Here is a 16,145-nt window from a genome sequence, read left to right as displayed (position 1 = left end):
TTTCCGGGCAGGAAACAAGGTCAATGCCGTTTTCATGGGCAGCACGAAACCTGCTGCGCGCAACGAAACGCGCGGCTCACGGCCGAAGCAGAAGGACTCGGTTCATGGAAGTTCCGCAACGGGCTTGCACCCCCCTCAATGGTCTCCCGGAGAGGCGCGCAGAAGGGCGACCGTTTCCGCCACGTTCCGCCACGGAGGGGCGTCGGGAGCGAATTTTGCCCGTATGTACGTCACGAGTTCCGCGATCTGGCGGTCGTCGAGGCTGTCGCGGAACCCCGGCATGTCGGCAAGGTCGGCCACGGCGGGCACCGGAATCCCTTCCAGAACGATCCGGATCAGGTTATCGGGAGCTGCCGCATGAACGTTGGTGTTCAGGGCAAGTGACGGCCGCACGCCGAACGTCGTCCCCGCCTGCGCCGCTTGGGCGTTCGCGGCATGGGTGCCGGTCGCATGGCACGCCGCGCAGGCGCCCTCGAAAATGCGCCCGCCAAGGCTGTCCATGGGCCGCAGGGCGGCGTTGCTGCGCGCTTCCAGTTTGGCCGCGACCGCCGCCGGATCGGCCGGCGCTCCGCCGGCGAAGGACGCCAGATAGACCGCCATGGCGCGGATATCCGCGTCCGGCAGCTCGCGCAATTCGCGCACCACCGGGGCCATGGGGCCGGCGGCCGCGCCGTGATAGCGGGAGAAGCCCGTGCGCAGATAGGCGTAGAGCTCTTCCTCGTTCCACGGAATGGGCGCCTTCGACAGGGTGTTGAGGGCCGGCGCCTCCCAGCCGTCAACGACGCTGCCGGCGAGATACGACGCGCCGCCTTTCTCGGCGCCGAGCGCGTTGCGGGGCGAATGGCAGGCGCCGCAGTGGCCGAGCCCGTCGACGAGATAGGCGCCGCGGTTCCACTGCGCCGACCGGGCGGGATCGGACTCCCTCTGGCCGGGGCGCAGGAACAGCATGTTCCAGCCCGCCATCAGGGCGCGGATGTTGAACGGGAACGCCATCCGGCTTTCGGGCGTGCGGTGTTTCACCGGCTCCTGCGACATGAGAAACGCGTAGAGCGCCTGCAGGTCGGTGTCGCTCACGCGCGTGAAGGCCGTGTAGGGGAAGGCGGGGTAGAGGTGCCGGCCGTCGCGCGAGATGCCCTCCCGCATGGCGCGCTCGAACGCCGCGTAGGACCAGTTGCCGATGCCGGTCTCCGGATCCGGCGTCAGGTTGGTCGTGTAGACCGTGCCGAAGGGCGTTGCCATCGCCCGCCCGCCGGCGTTGACCGGGCCGTCGCCCACGGTGTGGCAGACCGCGCAGTCTCCCAGGGACGCGAGCACCCTGCCCCGCTCCACCATCTCGGCGGAAAACGAGCCGCGGTCGGGCGGCGGGATCGGCGCGATGGCGCTGCGGAACGGCAGCGTCACGCCCGCCATGCCCAGAGCACCCACGACCGCCGCCCCGGCAAGACCGAACCACGACCGCCAGCGCCGCGCGGGCCGTAGCGGCGGTACGGGCGGCTGCGTTTCTCCGGCGAGCGCCGCCCGCACGCGCTCGGGCGTGAAGGGTGGCTCGCGCATGCGCACGCCGGTGGCGTCGAAAATCGCATTGGCGATCGCGGCGGCGCCGGGCACGGAAGCCGATTCACCGCTGCCGAGCGGCGGCTCGCCGGGCCGTTCCATCAGCACCACCTTGATCACCGGCAGTTCCGGAAAGGTGATAATGGGATAGGCGCCCCATTCCCGGCTGGTGACGCCGTTGGCGTCAAACGTCACCTCCTCCTTCAGGGCGCGGCTCGTGGCCTGGATGACGTTGCCGTGGATCTGGTGTTCGATGCCGGCCGGGTTGATCGACTGGCCGTTGTCCTGCCCCACCACCACGCGCGAGACGTGGACATCGCCGGTCGCCCTGTTCACCTCGACTTCCGCAATCCACGCCGACCACGCAGCGCCATAGCCGGGGAACTTCGAGTGAACGTAGAGCGCGTAGGCGAACCCCTGGCCACGCACGACATTGCCCTCCACGATCTGCAAGCGCGGCCCGGTGCGCGTTTCCCATCCCCCCTTCTGCGCCACCTCCCTGACGAGGTCGGCCGCGCGCGTATCGTGCAGGTAGCGCAGGCGATAGGCGACGGGGTCGACCCCAGCGGCGGTAGCCAGTTCGTCGATGTAGCTTTCATGCGCGAAGCTGTTCGGCAGGGCGGAGACGCCGCGCAGCCACGACGCCCGCACGATCGGCGCCATGTCGTGCACCTCGACGCGGATGTTGTCGTAGGCATAGGGCGGGATGGCCGTGCGGTCGCCCATCTGCATGACCGGGTTGTCCGCGGGCACCCTGCCTGTCAGCAGCAGCGCCAGCGTCACCGCGCCGTTGGACGGATAGCGGGTGGAAAAGTCGTAGGCCGCCGGCGATCCGTCGGCATCGAGACCGCCCCTGACTTCCATGAGCTGCGCGGCGCCCTTGGGCTCCCAGACGTGCTCCTGCTCGCGCGTCAACTGCACCCGGACCGGGCGGCCGACCGCCCGGGCGAGCAGCGCGGCGTCCGCGGCGACATCGTCGGCGCAGTTGCGGCCGTAGCATCCCGCCGCCTCGAAGCGGATGATCTCGACCGCCTCGTCCGGCAGGCCGAGCAGCAGGGCGATGTCGCTACGCAGGGGATAGGGGTTCTGCGTGCCCGACCACACCCTCGCCCCCGCGTCCGACACCTCCGCCACCGCGCAGGAGGGGCCGATGGACGCGTGCATCTGGTAGGGCCAGACATAGGTCCGGTCCATGGGCACGGCGGCATCGGCGCGCGCGGTCTCGACGTCGCCCCTGTCGAGAAGGCGGCGCGTTTCGTGCGGATTGGCGCGCAGCGCGCCCGCGAGATCGCTCATGTCCCGCAACGGCGGAACGGGCTTCCAGACCACCTCAAGGCGGCGCGCGGCCTCGATGGCCTGCTCCTCCCGCTCCGCCACCACGCCGACGAAGTCGCCCACGGTCACCACCGCCACGACGCCCGGGACGTCCGCCACGGATGCCTCGTCGACGCGGACAAGGCTCTTGCCGATGAAATCGCCCGCGTCCATCCCCGCATAGGGCGGACGCACGACGCGGCCGTGCAGCATGCCGGGCAGCCGCACGTCGTGCACATAGGTGAAGGCGCCCGTGGCCTTGGCGGGGATGTCGACGCGGTTGATGCGCCGGCCGACGATCCTGTATTCTCCCGCCTGCTTGACCGGCACGTCGTCGGCGAGCATCAGGCGGTCGCGGCGCCCGCGCAGCAGATCGCCGTAGGAGATGCCGAGGTTGCCGTTTCCGCGCGGCCGGACGACGCCTTCCTCCACGGTGAGGTCGTCCGCGGGACGGCCGAGCGTCTCGGCCGCCAGCGCCACCAGATGCCGACGCGCCTGCGCGGCGGCGCGGCGCAGCGGCACGGACGAGACCTGGATGGAATCGCTTGCGATGGTCGCGCCCTGATTGGGCGTCGTACCTGTGTGCCCGAGGACCATCTCCACCTGCGAGAAGGCGACGTCGAGCTCCTCGGCCACGATCTGCGCCAGCGCGGTGCGGATGCCGGTCCCGAGGTCCACATGGCCGTTGAAGGCGCTGACCGCGCCCGTCTCGTCCATGAACAGCAGCAGGTCGAGGCTGCCCGGCGGGGGCGGTGGCGTGGGCACGAGACCGTGCACGGCCGGAGAGGGGCGCAGCACCGCCAGCGAATTGGGGCTGTCGAGCAGCGCCTGCCGGTCGGGGCGCGGTTCGGTCATGGCGCCGCCTCCCCCGTGCGGATGCCGGCGCCGAAGGCCGGGTCCTCCCTGAGCATGCGGGCGGCGCGCATGACGGCGCGCACGATCTCGACATGCGTGCCGCAGCGGCACAGGTTGTAGCGCAGCGCCGCGCGCACTTCGTCCTCCGTCGGGTCCGGATTGCGGGCGAGGAAAGCCGCCGCGGTCATGATCATGCCGTTGAGGCAATAGCCGCACTGCGCCGCCTGATCGGCGACGAAGGCCGCCTGCACAGGATGCGGCGCGTCGATGCCGCCGAGCCCTTCCAGCGTCGTCACGTGACGGCCGGCCACGGTGCCGAGCGTCGTGACGCAGGAGCGGCAGGTCTTGCCGTCGACCAGCACCGTGCAGGCCCCGCATTCCCCGAGCCCGCAGCCGAACTTGGGGCCGTTCAGCGACAGGTCGTTGCGCAGCACGAAGATGAGCGGCGTGCGGGCCGGCAATGCGAATGCGTGCGGGACACCGTTCACCGTCAGCCGGATCGGACCGTTCATCGCCAAGCCATTCATCGCCGAGCCGCGGCGTGTGAAACGGCCGTCGACGCCCGCCGTGCACGCTCCACACCCATGTCCGCGCCTCCTCGATGTCCGACCTCGCGGACGATCCGCCGTCGGCAAGGCGCCAAGACGCCGCAACGGCATGGCAAGCCCGCCGATTGTTCGCTTCATGACCCGCTATCCGGCCGGCGGCCCGTGGCCGCGACCCCTCTGTTTTCTTGATTGTTTCTACACTAATGAAATTCCGTCAAGCGCCGAACTGCACAATTCGGCACCCGGGATCCGCCCCGGGACACGGGAGGACCCTCCCGATATGCAAACAACACATTGATATAGATCATATTTTTTGATCGTGCCGATGTTTTCCGCTCCCCGCCTCATTCTTGCGCTTGACATCCGATCCGCCTCACCATTTCATTAGTGTACGTACAAACTGTCGCCGCCGACGAGCGACAATCCGACAGGCGGGAACGAACCTGCCGTGCCATGGAGCGGGAAAATGGTAGACCTTCCACCCACCCGGGCGGCCGCCCCGGCGGCGGACGACAAGATCCGCTGCGATGCCTGTCCGGTCATGTGCTACATCAAGCCCGGCATGACGGGTGCCTGCGACCGCTATGCCAACGAGGCGGGAGAACTGGTGCGGGTCGATCCGCATGTCATCCTCGACCGCGCCCTCACGCAGGGCGGCGTCGTGGTGCCGTTCAACCAGGACGGCGACTGGGACGGACGGATCGTCAGCGATGCGGCGAAGTTCGTCACCGCCGTGGGGTCCGGCACCACCTATCCCGACTACAAGCCCGCCCCGTTCATCGTGTCGTCGCAGGTGGACGGCGTCGACATGGTCACCGTCGTGACCGAGGGCATCTTCAGCTACTGCGGCGTCAAGCTCAAGATCGACACGGATCGCTTCATCGGCCCCGAGCAATCGGTGGTGCGCGCCGGCGGCGAGGCCATCGGCCATGTGACGACCAGCGAATACGGTTCGCAGATGCTGTCGCTCGGCGGTGTCCATCATCTCACCGGCGGCTCGAAGAAGGAGGGCCGCGTCACCTGCGAGGCCCTGCTCGACCTGTGTAACGGCAAGGCGGTGGAACTGGCCGTCGACGGCGGCGCCAGCATCGTCGCGCAGGCCGGCAAGGCGCCGATCATCGACGACGTACCGGAAGAGCGCATGCGCGTGGGCTGCGGATCGGCCACCATCGGCATGTTCGCCCGGCAATGGTTCGGCAAGGCCGACGAGGTGGTCGTCGTCGACGATCACATCACCGGCGTCCTGTCCGAGCATCAGGCGGGCAAGCTTCTCAGCGTGCGCGACAGCGGCATCAGGATCAAGGGACGCCGCTCGACGCCGGGCCGCTACTTTCAGGTGGCGGAGCCGGGCTCCGGCTGGGGCGGCACGAACATCTCCGATCCGCTGTCGATCCTGGGGCCGTTCGACCCCAAGCACGCCTGGCCCGGCCTGCGCCTGCTGCTCGTCTCCACCACGGGCGAGCATGCCGGCTACTACGAGCTCGACGAGGAACTCGCGCCGGTGGAAAAAGGCATGCCGGCCGACTTGCTGCAATCGGTCGACCGCATCCGCGAGAACTGCGAACCGGCGCTGACGTCGGTGCTGTTCATGGCCGGCGCCGGCGGCTCGCTGCGCGCGGGCGTGACGGAAAACCCGGTGCGGCTGACGCGCTCCGTCAAGGATGCGCTGACCTATGTGAGCTGCGGCGGCGCGCCGGTCTATGTGTGGCCGGGCGGCGGCATCACCTTCATGGTGGATGTCACGCGCATGCCGGAGAACGCCTTCGGCTATGTGCCGACGCCGGCGCTGGTCGCGCCGATCGAGTTCACCATGCGGCTGGCGGACTACGAGGCGCTCGGCGGGCATATGGACCACGTGCGCCCCGTCTCGTCCATTCCGCAGGGCGGCGACGGCCGGCGCGAGATCGCGCCGCGGGCGGACAACCCGTGGCCGCTGTCGCAGAACGTCACCCGACGCGCATTCGGGTGAGGCGGCCATGCCGGACCGTGCCGCCATGCCCGTCCCTCCCGCGCTCCGCCCTCCCTCCGGCCCGCAGGCGGCCATGCTTGCGGACGGCCGCAGGCTGCATCTGAACGAGGGACCGATCGACCTCGTCATCGAGGCCTGCGGCAGCGCGGCGGCGGTTGCCCGCGCCTACGAGGCCGCGATGCGGCGCTTCGACGGCCTGCTCGCGGACCTGTGCGGGGAGCTGCCCCTGCTGCGCCGGCCGGTCCTTCCCGGCGACGGGTGCCCGTTGCAGGGACGCGTGGCGCGCCGGATGTGGAACGCGGTAGCGGCCGTCGAGCCCCATGCGGGCTTCATCACGCCCATGGCTGCCGTGGCCGGCGCCGTCGCCGAGGAGGTGCTCGCAGCCATGCGCGACGCCGCCGAGCGTCAGGACGGGCTGACGCGCGCCTATGTCAACAACGGCGGCGACATCGCCCTTTTCCTCGCGCCGGAGCAAACGTTCACCATCGGCCTGGTGGATCGCCCGGACAGGCCCCGCGTGATCGGCACGGCGACGCTCGACGGCGCTTCCCCGGCGAGAGGCGTCGCGACGAGTGGCTGGCGCGGCCGCAGCTTCTCGCGCGGCATCGCGGACGCGGTCACCGTGCTTGCGGCCTCCGCCGCCGCCGCGGACGCGGCCGCGACCGTCATCGCCAACCGGGTCGACCTGCCGGGCCATCCCGGAATCCGCCGGACGGCCGCCCGGGAGTTGCAGCCCGACAACGATCTGGGCGACATTCCCGTCACCGTCGCCGTGCCCGACCTGCCGCCCGCCGACCGCGACGGCGCGCTGCGGCGGGGGCTTCTGTGCGCCAAGGCGCTCGTCGCGCAGGGCCTCATCGTCGCGGCGACGCTGCATCTTCAGGGACGCAGCGTCGCCACCGGACCGGGAGATGCACCACAGCCGGGCTTCCACCCCGGCCGGCTCCCGCCATCGCTTTCGCCAGTCAACCCCCTGCCAGGAGGATGCGCGTATGCCTGAGGTCCAAATCCGCAAGCGTCTCATCGTTACGGAAGAGATATTCCACGAAGGCGGCCCCGTGGCCGCAGTCCCGCGCCGGCGCGCCGCCGCCATCGCGGTGATCGAGAACCCCTATGCCGGCCGCTACGTCGAAGAGATCACGGGTTTCATGGAGGATCTGCGGCCGCTGGGCGAGGCCCTGGCACGGGACCTCGTGGCCGCGCTCGGCGGCAATGCCGGCGCGATCGACGGCTATGGCAAGGGCGTCATCGTCGGCGCGGCGGGCGAGCTGGAACACGGCGCGCTGTGGCACGCGCCCGGCGGCTATGCCATGCGCGAGGTGCTGGGCGACGCGCGCGCCATCGTGCCGTCCACGAAGAAGGTGGGCGGGCCGGGTACCCGGCTCGATGTGCCGGTCACCCACATCAACGCCTCCTACGTGCGTAGCCATTTCGACGCGATCGAGATCGGGGTGCCCGATGCGCCGCGCGCCAGCGAACTGGTGCTGGCGCTGGTGATGACCATCGGCCCGCGCATCCACAACCGCGCCGGCGGCCTCGCCGCACAGGACATCGAGGGAGAGGACGGACTGAGATGAGCACGCCCGATACACCCGCACCCGCCGGGCACGCAGACATCAGCAAGATCGTGCGCAAGATCGTGACGGTGGTCGAGGAAACCCATGCCGAGCTGGGCCGGCCCATCTCTCCGCCCACGCGCCGCGCCGCCGCGCTCGCCGTGATCCGCAATCCCTTTGCGGGGCGGTATGTCGAGGACCTTGCCGAACTCGTCGCGATCGGCGAGGAACTCGGCGGCCTTCTCGCCGGGCGCGCGGTCGCGGCGCTCGCCATCGACGGCGCCGAGGCGCAGAGCTACGGCAAGGCGGCGCTCGTGGGCGAAAACGGCGAGCTGGAACACGCCGCAGCGATCCTGCATCCGAAAATGGGCACGCCGGTGCGCCGGGTGCTGGGCAAGGGCGCGGCGCTCATCCCCTCGTCCAAGCGTCGGGGCGGCCCGGGAGCGGAACTCGACATCCCGCTCGGCCACAAGGACGCCGCCTATGTCCGCAGCCATTTCGACGGCATGCAGGTGAGCATCAACGATGCGCCGCGCGCGGACGAGATCGTCGTCGCCGTCGCGGTGACGGATTCCGGCCGCCCCCTGCCGCGCGTGGGCGGGCTGACGGTCGACGAGATCAAGGGGGAGGACGGCTTGCGCTAAAGCATCAAGCCAAAAAATGGGGACCGTTTTTTGGCTAGATTTTGATGCGTGAACAAAGAGATATCGCGGCGACACCGATCCGGATTGTCTGTTCGCCGCGCTAGAACAAAGTGGCCAGGACGCGATGGCGCGGCGTTGAGCCGCCGGGCTTTTGCCGCTCTCGGTCACGACAAGGAGGCCAAGTTACATATACAATGATACGAAGGGCGCCGGACATCGCGCACGACTTGATGTCGAAACAACATGCTTCATGATTGGAGGGGATAAAGGTGGTCACGATTTCTGACTTGAAAGCATTGGGTTTGAAGACAATCGGCCTCGCGCTGGCCGCCTCGCTGGTCACCGCCGGGATGGCCCGCGCGCAGCAGGGCGAGATCAAGATCGGCGAGATCAACAGCTATTCCGCCCTGCCCGGCTTCACCGAGCCCTATCGCAAGGGCGTCGCACTTGCCCTGAAAGAGATCAACGACGCCGGCGGCATCAAGGGCAGCAAGCTCGTCGTCATCCACAAGGACGACGCCGGCAGGCCGGCTGACGCGCTGACGGCGGCCAACGAACTGGTCTCCCGCGACAACGTCGTTCTGCTTGCCGGCGGCTTCCTGTCCAACGTGGGCCTTGCCCTGGCCGATTTCGCCAAGCAGAAGAAGGTGCTCTACCTCGCGGCGGAGCCGTTGTCGGACGCGCTCGTCTGGTCGAAGGGCAACGACTACACCTTCCGCCTGCGGCCGTCGAACTACATGCAGGCGGCGATGCTGGCCGAGGAGGCGGCCAAGCTGCCGGCCAAGCGCTGGGCGAGCGTCGCGCCCAACTACGAATACGGCCAGTCCTTCGTCGCCGTGTTCAAGGAGCTGCTGACGAAGCTTCGCCCGGACGTGGAGTTTGTCGCCGAGCAATGGCCGCCGCTCGGCAAGATCGACGCCGGGCCGGTCCTGCAGGCCATCGACGCGGCGAAGCCCGACGCCATCCTGAACGCGACCTTCGCCGCCGACCTCGTCAAGTTCGTGCGCGAGGGCAATACGCGCGGCGTCTTCAAGGACCGCGCCGTGGTCAGCTACCTGACCGGCGAACCGGAATATCTCGATCCGCTGAAGGACGAGACGCCGGAGGGCTGGATCGTGACCGGCTATCCCTGGTACGGCATCGACACGCCCGAGCACCAGGCGTTCCTCGAAGCCTACCAGAATCTGCACAACGACTATCCCCGCCTCGGCTCGATCGTGGGATACTCGACGATCAAGAGCGCCGCGGCGCTGCTCGACCGCGCCGAGGATACCAGCACCGAAGCGCTGGTGGAGGCGGCGAAGAATCTGGAAGTGGACACGCCCTTCGGTCCCATCGTCTACCGGGCCGGCGACCACCAGAGCACCCTCGGCGCCTATATCGGCAGGACCGCCGTGGTGGACGGCAAGGGGGTGATGGTGGACTTCGCCTTCCGCAAGGGGGAGGATTATCTGCCCCCAGAGGAAGAAGCCGCCAAGCTTCGCCCGCAGAACTGATACCGGACGCCGGCCGGCGCCTGGAAGCTGGCCGGCGAAAACGGGCCATTCCGTTGTGCAAGTGCGCAGGCATGCCTGTGAACGGTGTCACTCGCGACGACCGCATCGATCCGAGAACCGCGCCCAGAGAAAGGTCGAACTGTGGATTTCTTTCTGGTTCAAGCCCTTAGCGGCCTTGCCAGCGCCGCATCACTATTCCTCGTCGCGTCGGGGCTATCGATCATCTTCGGTGTGACGCGCATCACGAATTTCGCGCATGGCGCTTTCTACATGCTCGGCGCGTATGTGGCCTTCACGCTGACCGACCGTTTCAGCGGCGCGTTCGGTTTCTGGGGCTCCATCCTGCTCGCCTCGCTCATCGTCGCGGCCCTCGGCGCGCTGATGGAGATGGTCCTGCTGCGCCGCATCTATCAGGTGCCGGAGCTGTTCCAGCTGCTCGCCACCTTCGGCGTGACGCTGATGGTGCAGGACCTCGTCGTGCTGATCTGGGGGCCGGACGACCTGATGGGGCCTCGCGCGCCCGGCTTCAGGGGCGCCGTCGAGGTCTTCGGCCGCATGGTGCCGGCCTACGATTTCCTCCTCATGGCGCTGGGGCCCGTCGTGCTCGGGCTGCTGTGGCTGCTGTTCCACCGCACGCGCTGGGGCGTGCTCGTGCGCGCCGCGACCCAGGACCGGGACATGGTGGCGGCGCTCGGCGTGAACCAGAAGTGGCTGTTCACCAGCGTGTTCGCGCTCGGCGTCTTTCTGGCCGCGCTCGGCGGCGCGCTGCAGCTTCCGCGCACCACCGTCACCCACGGCATGGACCTGTCGATCCTCGTCGAGGTCTTCGTCGTCGTGGTGATCGGCGGCCTCGGCAGCGTCACGGGGGCGTTCCTGGCCGCCATCCTGGTCTCGGAGCTGAACGCCTTCGGCATCCTGCTCATGCCGAAGATCTCCCTCGTGCTGGTGTTCCTGGTCATGGCGGTGGTCCTCGTGCTGCGTCCATGGGGCCTGTTCGGCAAGCCGACGAGGCCGGCGCGGCCGGCGGCCGGCATCTCCGTGCGCCCGTGGCAGCCCTTCTCGCCCCTTGAGCGCGCCGTCATCGCAGCGTTCATCCTGCTGGTCGCCGCCCTCCCCCTCGTCATCGGCAACTATGGCCTGACGGTCGGCGCCGAGATTTTCATCTTCGCGCTGTTCGCGGCGAGCCTCCACTTCATCATGACGGTGGGCGGCCTCGATTCCTTCGGTCATGCCGCCTATTTCGGGCTGGGAGCCTACGGCGCGGCCTTCCTTACCGTGCTCGCCGGCATGCCCATGGAAGTGGCCCTGCTCGTCGGCCCGCTCCTCGGCCTTGCCGGCGCGGTGCTGTTCGGCTGGTTCAGCGTGCGCCTCTCCGGCGTCTATTTCGCCATGCTGACGCTCGCCTTCGCGCAGATCACCTGGTCGATCGCCTTCCAGTGGATCGAGGTCACGGGCGGCGACAACGGCATGCTCGGCGTATGGCCGGCGGCCTGGGCGTCAAGCGCCGCGGGCTTCTACTGGCTCGCGCTCGGCATCGCGGTCGCGGGCATTGCGGCGCTGAGAACGCTGGTGTTCTCGCCCTTCGGCTATGCCCTGCGGGCAGCGCGCGACAGCGCGCTCCGGGCCGAGGCGATCGGGCTGAAACGCGTGCACCTGCAATGGCTCGCGTTCGTGATCGCCGGCACCTTCGCCGGCCTCGCTGGCGCGCTCTATGCCTTTCTCAAGGGCTCCGTGTTTCCCGACCTGCTCGGCATCCCGGTTTCCATCGACGGCCTCGTGATGGTGCTGCTCGGCGGCGTGGAGACCGTATCGGGCGCGGTCGTCGGCGCGGTCGTCTACAAGGCGCTGGCGATATGGCTGATGAGCCAGACGGAGCTTTCCAAGCTGGTGCTGGGCGGCGTGATCGTCGCCATCGTGCTGCTCTTCCCGCGCGGCATCGTCGGCACCATCGAGGACCTGCGCCATCGCCATCTGCCCGCTCTCCTGCACAGGCGGGCGGCCCGCAACCCGACGGCCGTAACGCCCAAGGCGGAGGCGGCACGATGAATCCGTTGCTGAAAGTCGAGGGACTGACCAAATCCTATGGCGGCGTTCACGCCGTGCGCGGGGTGTCGTTCGAACTCGAGGCGGGACGGATCCTCGCCCTGATCGGCCCCAACGGCGCGGGCAAGAGCACCTGCTTCAACATGCTGAACGGCCAGATCCGGCCCGATTCCGGCGCCGTCCTGCTGGATGGCGTCAGCATCGTCGGGCTTCGCCCCGCCGCCATCTGGCGGCGCGGGGTGGGACGCACCTTCCAGATCACCGCCACCTTCGCGTCGATGAAGGTGCGCGAGAACGTGCAGGTCGCGCTGCTGTCCTTCCACAACCGCGCCTTCAGCTTTCTCGGCTTCGCCGGCGACATCCATCGCGGGGAGGCCGACGCGCTGCTGTCGCTCGTCGACCTGCTCGACCAGGCGGACAGGCCCTGCGGCGAGCTCGCCTATGGCGATCTCAAGCGTCTGGAGCTCGCGATCGCGCTCGCCAACGCGCCCCGCCTGCTGCTGATGGACGAACCCACGGCGGGCATGGCGCCGAAGGAGCGTGTCGAGCTGATGCGCCTGACAGCCGCCATCGCCCGCGAGAAAAACATCGGCGTGCTGTTCACCGAGCACGACATGGATGTGGTGTTCGAGCACGCCGACAGCGTCATGGTGCTCAACCGGGGGCAGTTCATCGCCCACGGCACGCCGCAGGAGGTGCGCCGCGATCCGCACGTGCAGGCCGTCTATCTGGGCGAGGGCCTCCTCTACGACGCCCGCCACCGCGAGGGAGAGCCGGCATGAAGCTCGAGGTCTCCAACCTCAACACGCATTACGGTCCCGCGCATATCCTCTTCGATGTCGCGCTTGCGGTGGACGCCGGCGAGGTCGTGGCCCTGCTGGGGCGCAACGGCGCGGGCAAGAGCACGACGTTCCGGTCGATCATCGGCCTCGTGCCCGACCGCACGGGCAAGGTGGTTTTCGAGGGGGAGGACGTCTCGCACCTGCCCACCTACGAGATCGCCCGCCGCGGGGTCGGCTACGTGCCCGAGGACCGGCGCATCTTTACCGAGCTCACCGTGGAGGAGAACTTCGAGGTGGGCCGCCAGCCGCCGCGCGAGGGCGTGGCGACCTGGGACCCCGAGCAGATCTACACGCTGTTCCCCAACCTCGGCGAGATGCGCAAGCGTCCCGGCGGCGAGATGAGCGGCGGCGAGCAGCAGATGCTCACCATCGGCCGCGCCCTGATGGGCAACCCCTCTCTGGTGCTGCTCGACGAGCCTTCGGAAGGGCTTGCCCCCAAGATCGTCGAGCAGATGGCCGACGCCATCCTGACGATGAAGAAGCAGGGCCTGGGCATCCTCATCTCGGAGCAGAACCTGCATTTCGCCCGGCTGATCTCGAACCGCGTCTACATCATCGAGAAGGGCCGCATCCGCTTTTCGGGCACGCTCGCCGAACTGGAGGCGCAACCCGAGATCCGCAACGCCTATCTGGCGGTCTAGCGACCAACCAGCGCGGCTCCCGCCGTGGCGGCAGACACGGCGTTTCACATCTCCGGTATCTTTATCGCCGGATTTCTTTTGACTATAAATACCTGCGCGGCAAGGTAACGCCGTGACGCGCGAAGGAAGAAACGGACGGGCGGGGCGGAAAGCGCTGGCCTCCCTCCCCGCAGGACGCCAAAACGCGCAGCAGCACAGGACGGGTATCCGCAATGCAGGATCCGCTATCGGCCGGACGCCCCCGCCGACGGAGTAAAAAGGAGAGGCCGCCCTATATCCTCGACGATCAGGTCGGCTTCATCTTGCGTCAGGTGGCGCAGCGGCACGGCGCCATCTTCGCGAGCCGTATGACGGACGACCTGACGACGACTCAGTGGGCGGTGGTCGCCAAGCTGGCCGAGATCGGCCCCTGTTCACAGAATCTGCTGGGGCGCCTCACCGCCATGGACGCGGCCACCGTCAAGGGCGTCGTCGACCGCCTGGTGCGGCGCGGCCTCGCCCGCACCCAGCCCTCGCCGGAAGACGGTCGCCGGCTGCTCATCCTGCTGACCGAACAGGGCGAGGAAGTCTATGCGCGCGCGACCGGAAAAGCCTTCGAAATCAGCGAGGAAACGCTCGCGCCGCTGAGCCCCATCGAGCGCGACCTGTTCATCGCCATGCTGAGGCGCATGTGCTGAACCGGCAGCCGAACGCTGCCGACGGTCGGAAATCCCCAGGAAAAATCGAGTCTACGCCGCCCGCATGGAAGCGGCATGACAAAGACGTGCGCAACACTTAAGAACGGCGTGTTCTGGCATTTCGATCCGGGAGGCACCAATGTTCGGCGAGGCAGACAAACGGCTTGCGGCAATCCGGCGCTTGCTCGCCCACGTGGCGGAGAAGCTGGCGGAGAAGCTGGCGGAGAAGTCGGCCGGGGAGACGACTCAGATCGATCTCACCGTCCGCCTGTGGAACGGTGAATACGTGCCGCTTAGCGCCGGGACTGCGGGCGACGTCGCCGTGGTCATCCGCTCGCCGGAGGCGATCACCCGGCTGGTGCGCTCGCCACGCCTGACGACGCTCGTCAATCTGCTGGGAGCGGGCGATATCGACATCGAAGGCGGCACGCTGCTCGATCTCGCCGCCCGGCGCGGCGCGGCCGGCAAGCGGCTGTGGAGAGAGCTCGACAAGGGGCTCGTCCTGCGGTCCCTGCTGCCGTTCCTGCTCGGGTCGGGCCGGCCGGCGGGCGGGAAGGCGGGTGCGAAGACGACCCTGGCCTACGCCGGCGAGCAGACGGAGAAGGACGCGCAAGGGCGCGACAACAAGGCGCTGGTGCAGTTCCACTACGATGTGTCCAACGCCTTCTACCGGCTCTTTCTCGATCCCGAGATGCAGTATTCCTGCGCCTATTTCCCCACCTGGGAAACGGGCATCGAGGAGGCGCAGCAGGCCAAGCTCCACATGATCTGCCGCAAGCTGCGCCTTCAGCCCGGCGAGCGCTTCCTCGACATCGGCAGCGGCTGGGGCGGGCTGATCTGCCACGCGGCGCGCCATTACGGCGTCCGGTCGCACGGCGTGACGCTGTCCCAGGCGCAGTTCGACCACACGCGCGAGAAGATCGAGCGTCTCGGCCTCGGCGACCGCGTGACGGTGGAGCTGAAGGACTATCGCGAGCTCGACGGCACGTTCGACAAGATCGCCTCCATCGGCATGTTCGAGCATGTCGGGCTCGACAATCACGCGGCCTATTTCGCCAAGCTGCATGCGCTGCTGCGTCCGCGCGGCCTGCTGCTCAACCACGCCATCACCCGCCCGGCCAAGAAATCGCAGCGCGCCTTCCGGCGCAAGCGGCCGGAATACGCGGCGATCATCAATTACATCTTCCCGGGTGCGGAGCTCGACCACATCGGCGGCACCGCCACCAGCATCGAGCGGCACGGCTTCGAGGTGCACGACGTGGAGGCGTGGCGCGAGCACTATGCGCGCACGACGCGGCTGTGGTGCGAACGGCTCGCCGCCAGCCGCGAGGCGGCGGTCGCGGAGGTGGGCGAGGCGAAGACGCGGCTGTGGCTTCTCTATCTCGCCGGCGTATCGCTCGGCTTCGAGCGCGGCACCATCGGTATCTTCCAGACATTGGCCTCGAAGCGAACCCGCGGCCCCTCCGGCCTGCCGCCCACGCGGGCCGATCTCTATGCATGAAAAACGACAAAGCGGAATCGCGCGCGTCTCATTTCGGTGAAAAGAACCGGCCGTATTCCTGCAACTCGGCGGTCCGCGCGGCGATCACCTCCGCGCGGCATTCGGCGAAGTTCAGCACCTGCCCCCTCCCTTCCCCAGTCGCCATTGGCGTAGAAGTTACAGGAGGATTCCTTGTAGGTGTTCCAGAGGCGCTGCTCCGCCAGGAGATCGCTCTTCGTCTGGCCATCGGTTTGGCCGTAGACCTGATGCCATGTCTTGTTCAGCTTCGCGTCTTCGCGCGCGATCCACTCTCCGCCGCACTGCGCCCACGCCGTGTTGGTCCCGTCAGACTTTTCCAGGCATTGATCGTAGAGGTCGTCAGCCGCGGCCGGTGCGGCCGTAACGGCCAGAAACACGCTGATTGCAAACGTCGGTCTGAAAAAAGATCGCAAGGCGCTTCTCCGCATATCCATCCGCAACGCAGCCGGGACTCCGGATGCCGGAATGCCCGCCGCCGAACGGTACG

13 protein-coding genes are annotated in these 16,145 nt (G+C 68.3%); 10 read left to right on the top strand and 3 right to left on the bottom strand.

The window, feature by feature from the left end; translation table 11 throughout:
* Nucleotides 1-135: 135 nt before the first annotated feature.
* Both ACUSIJ_RS05855 and ACUSIJ_RS05850 read right to left on the bottom strand, forming a co-directional pair.
* Nucleotides 136-3,723, bottom strand: coding sequence for a molybdopterin cofactor-binding domain-containing protein (locus ACUSIJ_RS05855; RefSeq protein WP_449307440.1), 3,588 nt, complete (start codon nt 3,721-3,723; stop codon nt 136-138).
* Nucleotides 3,720-4,235 carry a (2Fe-2S)-binding protein gene (locus ACUSIJ_RS05850; protein ID WP_449307439.1) on the bottom strand — a complete coding sequence of 172 codons (516 nt, stop codon included), beginning with the start codon at nt 4,233-4,235 and terminating at the stop codon, nt 3,720-3,722. The genes ACUSIJ_RS05855 and ACUSIJ_RS05850 overlap by 4 nt, the downstream gene beginning before the upstream one ends.
* A 502-nt stretch (nt 4,236-4,737) precedes the next feature.
* Between ACUSIJ_RS05850 and ACUSIJ_RS05845 the strand changes: the two genes are divergently transcribed.
* The 10 genes from ACUSIJ_RS05845 (at nt 4,738) to ACUSIJ_RS05800 (ending at nt 15,640) form a co-directional block, all read left to right on the top strand.
* On the top strand, nt 4,738-6,240 hold the full coding sequence (locus tag ACUSIJ_RS05845) for a 6-hydroxynicotinate reductase (RefSeq protein ID WP_449307438.1): 1,503 nt from the start codon (nt 4,738-4,740) through the stop codon (nt 6,238-6,240).
* A 7-nt stretch (nt 6,241-6,247) separates the two neighbouring features.
* Entirely contained in the window at nt 6,248-7,240 is a 993-nt protein-coding gene (locus ACUSIJ_RS05840; RefSeq protein WP_449307437.1) for a UPF0280 family protein, read from the top strand.
* Entirely contained in the window at nt 7,233-7,817 is a 585-nt protein-coding gene (locus ACUSIJ_RS05835; protein WP_449307436.1) for an amino acid synthesis family protein, read from the top strand. Before ACUSIJ_RS05840 ends, ACUSIJ_RS05835 begins: the two co-directional genes overlap by 8 nt.
* Before the next feature lie 38 nt (nt 7,818-7,855).
* On the top strand, nt 7,856-8,440 hold the full coding sequence (locus ACUSIJ_RS05830; RefSeq protein WP_449307544.1) for an amino acid synthesis family protein: 585 nt from the start codon (nt 7,856-7,858) through the stop codon (nt 8,438-8,440).
* Between the two features lie 350 nt (nt 8,441-8,790).
* Nucleotides 8,791-9,936 carry an ABC transporter substrate-binding protein gene (locus ACUSIJ_RS05825; protein WP_449307543.1) on the top strand — a complete coding sequence of 382 codons (1,146 nt, stop codon included), beginning with the start codon at nt 8,791-8,793 and terminating at the stop codon, nt 9,934-9,936.
* Between the two features lie 141 nt (nt 9,937-10,077).
* Nucleotides 10,078-11,982: an ABC transporter permease gene (locus ACUSIJ_RS05820; protein ID WP_449307435.1), complete on the top strand. Its 1,905-nt coding sequence runs from the start codon at nt 10,078-10,080 to the stop codon at nt 11,980-11,982.
* Entirely contained in the window at nt 11,979-12,761 is a 783-nt protein-coding gene (locus tag ACUSIJ_RS05815) for an ABC transporter ATP-binding protein (RefSeq protein ID WP_449307434.1), read from the top strand. Before ACUSIJ_RS05820 ends, ACUSIJ_RS05815 begins: the two co-directional genes overlap by 4 nt.
* Nucleotides 12,758-13,462 carry an ABC transporter ATP-binding protein gene (locus ACUSIJ_RS05810; RefSeq protein ID WP_449307433.1) on the top strand — a complete coding sequence of 235 codons (705 nt, stop codon included), beginning with the start codon at nt 12,758-12,760 and terminating at the stop codon, nt 13,460-13,462. Before ACUSIJ_RS05815 ends, ACUSIJ_RS05810 begins: the two co-directional genes overlap by 4 nt.
* 212 nt (nt 13,463-13,674) lie before the next feature.
* Complete coding sequence (locus ACUSIJ_RS05805; protein ID WP_449307432.1) at nt 13,675-14,139, top strand: MarR family winged helix-turn-helix transcriptional regulator; 465 nt, start codon at nt 13,675-13,677, stop codon at nt 14,137-14,139.
* Nucleotides 14,140-14,278: 139 nt separating this feature from the next.
* Nucleotides 14,279-15,640 carry a class I SAM-dependent methyltransferase gene (locus ACUSIJ_RS05800; RefSeq protein WP_449307431.1) on the top strand — a complete coding sequence of 454 codons (1,362 nt, stop codon included), beginning with the start codon at nt 14,279-14,281 and terminating at the stop codon, nt 15,638-15,640.
* On the opposite strand, the gene ACUSIJ_RS05795 is transcribed toward ACUSIJ_RS05800, so the two are convergent.
* Nucleotides 15,631-16,071: a lysozyme inhibitor LprI family protein gene (locus tag ACUSIJ_RS05795; RefSeq protein WP_449307430.1), complete on the bottom strand. Its 441-nt coding sequence runs from the start codon at nt 16,069-16,071 to the stop codon at nt 15,631-15,633. The two genes, ACUSIJ_RS05800 and ACUSIJ_RS05795, sit on opposite strands and share 10 nt — an antisense overlap.
* Nucleotides 16,072-16,145: the final 74 nt, after the last annotated feature.

This window comes from Pseudochelatococcus sp. B33, assembly GCF_053570585.1.
This window is presented reverse-complemented; position numbering and strand designations above follow the sequence as displayed.

Coding starts and splice junctions, on each gene's coding strand:
- ACUSIJ_RS05855 (WP_449307440.1), bottom strand. CDS start 3,723: ATGACCGAACCGCGCCCCGACCGGCAGGCGCTGCTCGACAGCCCCAAT.
- ACUSIJ_RS05810 (WP_449307433.1), top strand. CDS start 12,758: ATGAAGCTCGAGGTCTCCAACCTCAACACGCATTACGGTCCCGCGCAT.
- ACUSIJ_RS05805 (WP_449307432.1), top strand. CDS start 13,675: ATGCAGGATCCGCTATCGGCCGGACGCCCCCGCCGACGGAGTAAAAAG.
- ACUSIJ_RS05815 (WP_449307434.1), top strand. CDS start 11,979: ATGAATCCGTTGCTGAAAGTCGAGGGACTGACCAAATCCTATGGCGGC.
- ACUSIJ_RS05835 (WP_449307436.1), top strand. CDS start 7,233: ATGCCTGAGGTCCAAATCCGCAAGCGTCTCATCGTTACGGAAGAGATA.
- ACUSIJ_RS05825 (WP_449307543.1), top strand. CDS start 8,791: ATGGCCCGCGCGCAGCAGGGCGAGATCAAGATCGGCGAGATCAACAGC.
- ACUSIJ_RS05840 (WP_449307437.1), top strand. CDS start 6,248: ATGCCGGACCGTGCCGCCATGCCCGTCCCTCCCGCGCTCCGCCCTCCC.
- ACUSIJ_RS05800 (WP_449307431.1), top strand. CDS start 14,279: ATGTTCGGCGAGGCAGACAAACGGCTTGCGGCAATCCGGCGCTTGCTC.
- ACUSIJ_RS05845 (WP_449307438.1), top strand. CDS start 4,738: ATGGTAGACCTTCCACCCACCCGGGCGGCCGCCCCGGCGGCGGACGAC.
- ACUSIJ_RS05850 (WP_449307439.1), bottom strand. CDS start 4,235: ATGAACGGTCCGATCCGGCTGACGGTGAACGGTGTCCCGCACGCATTC.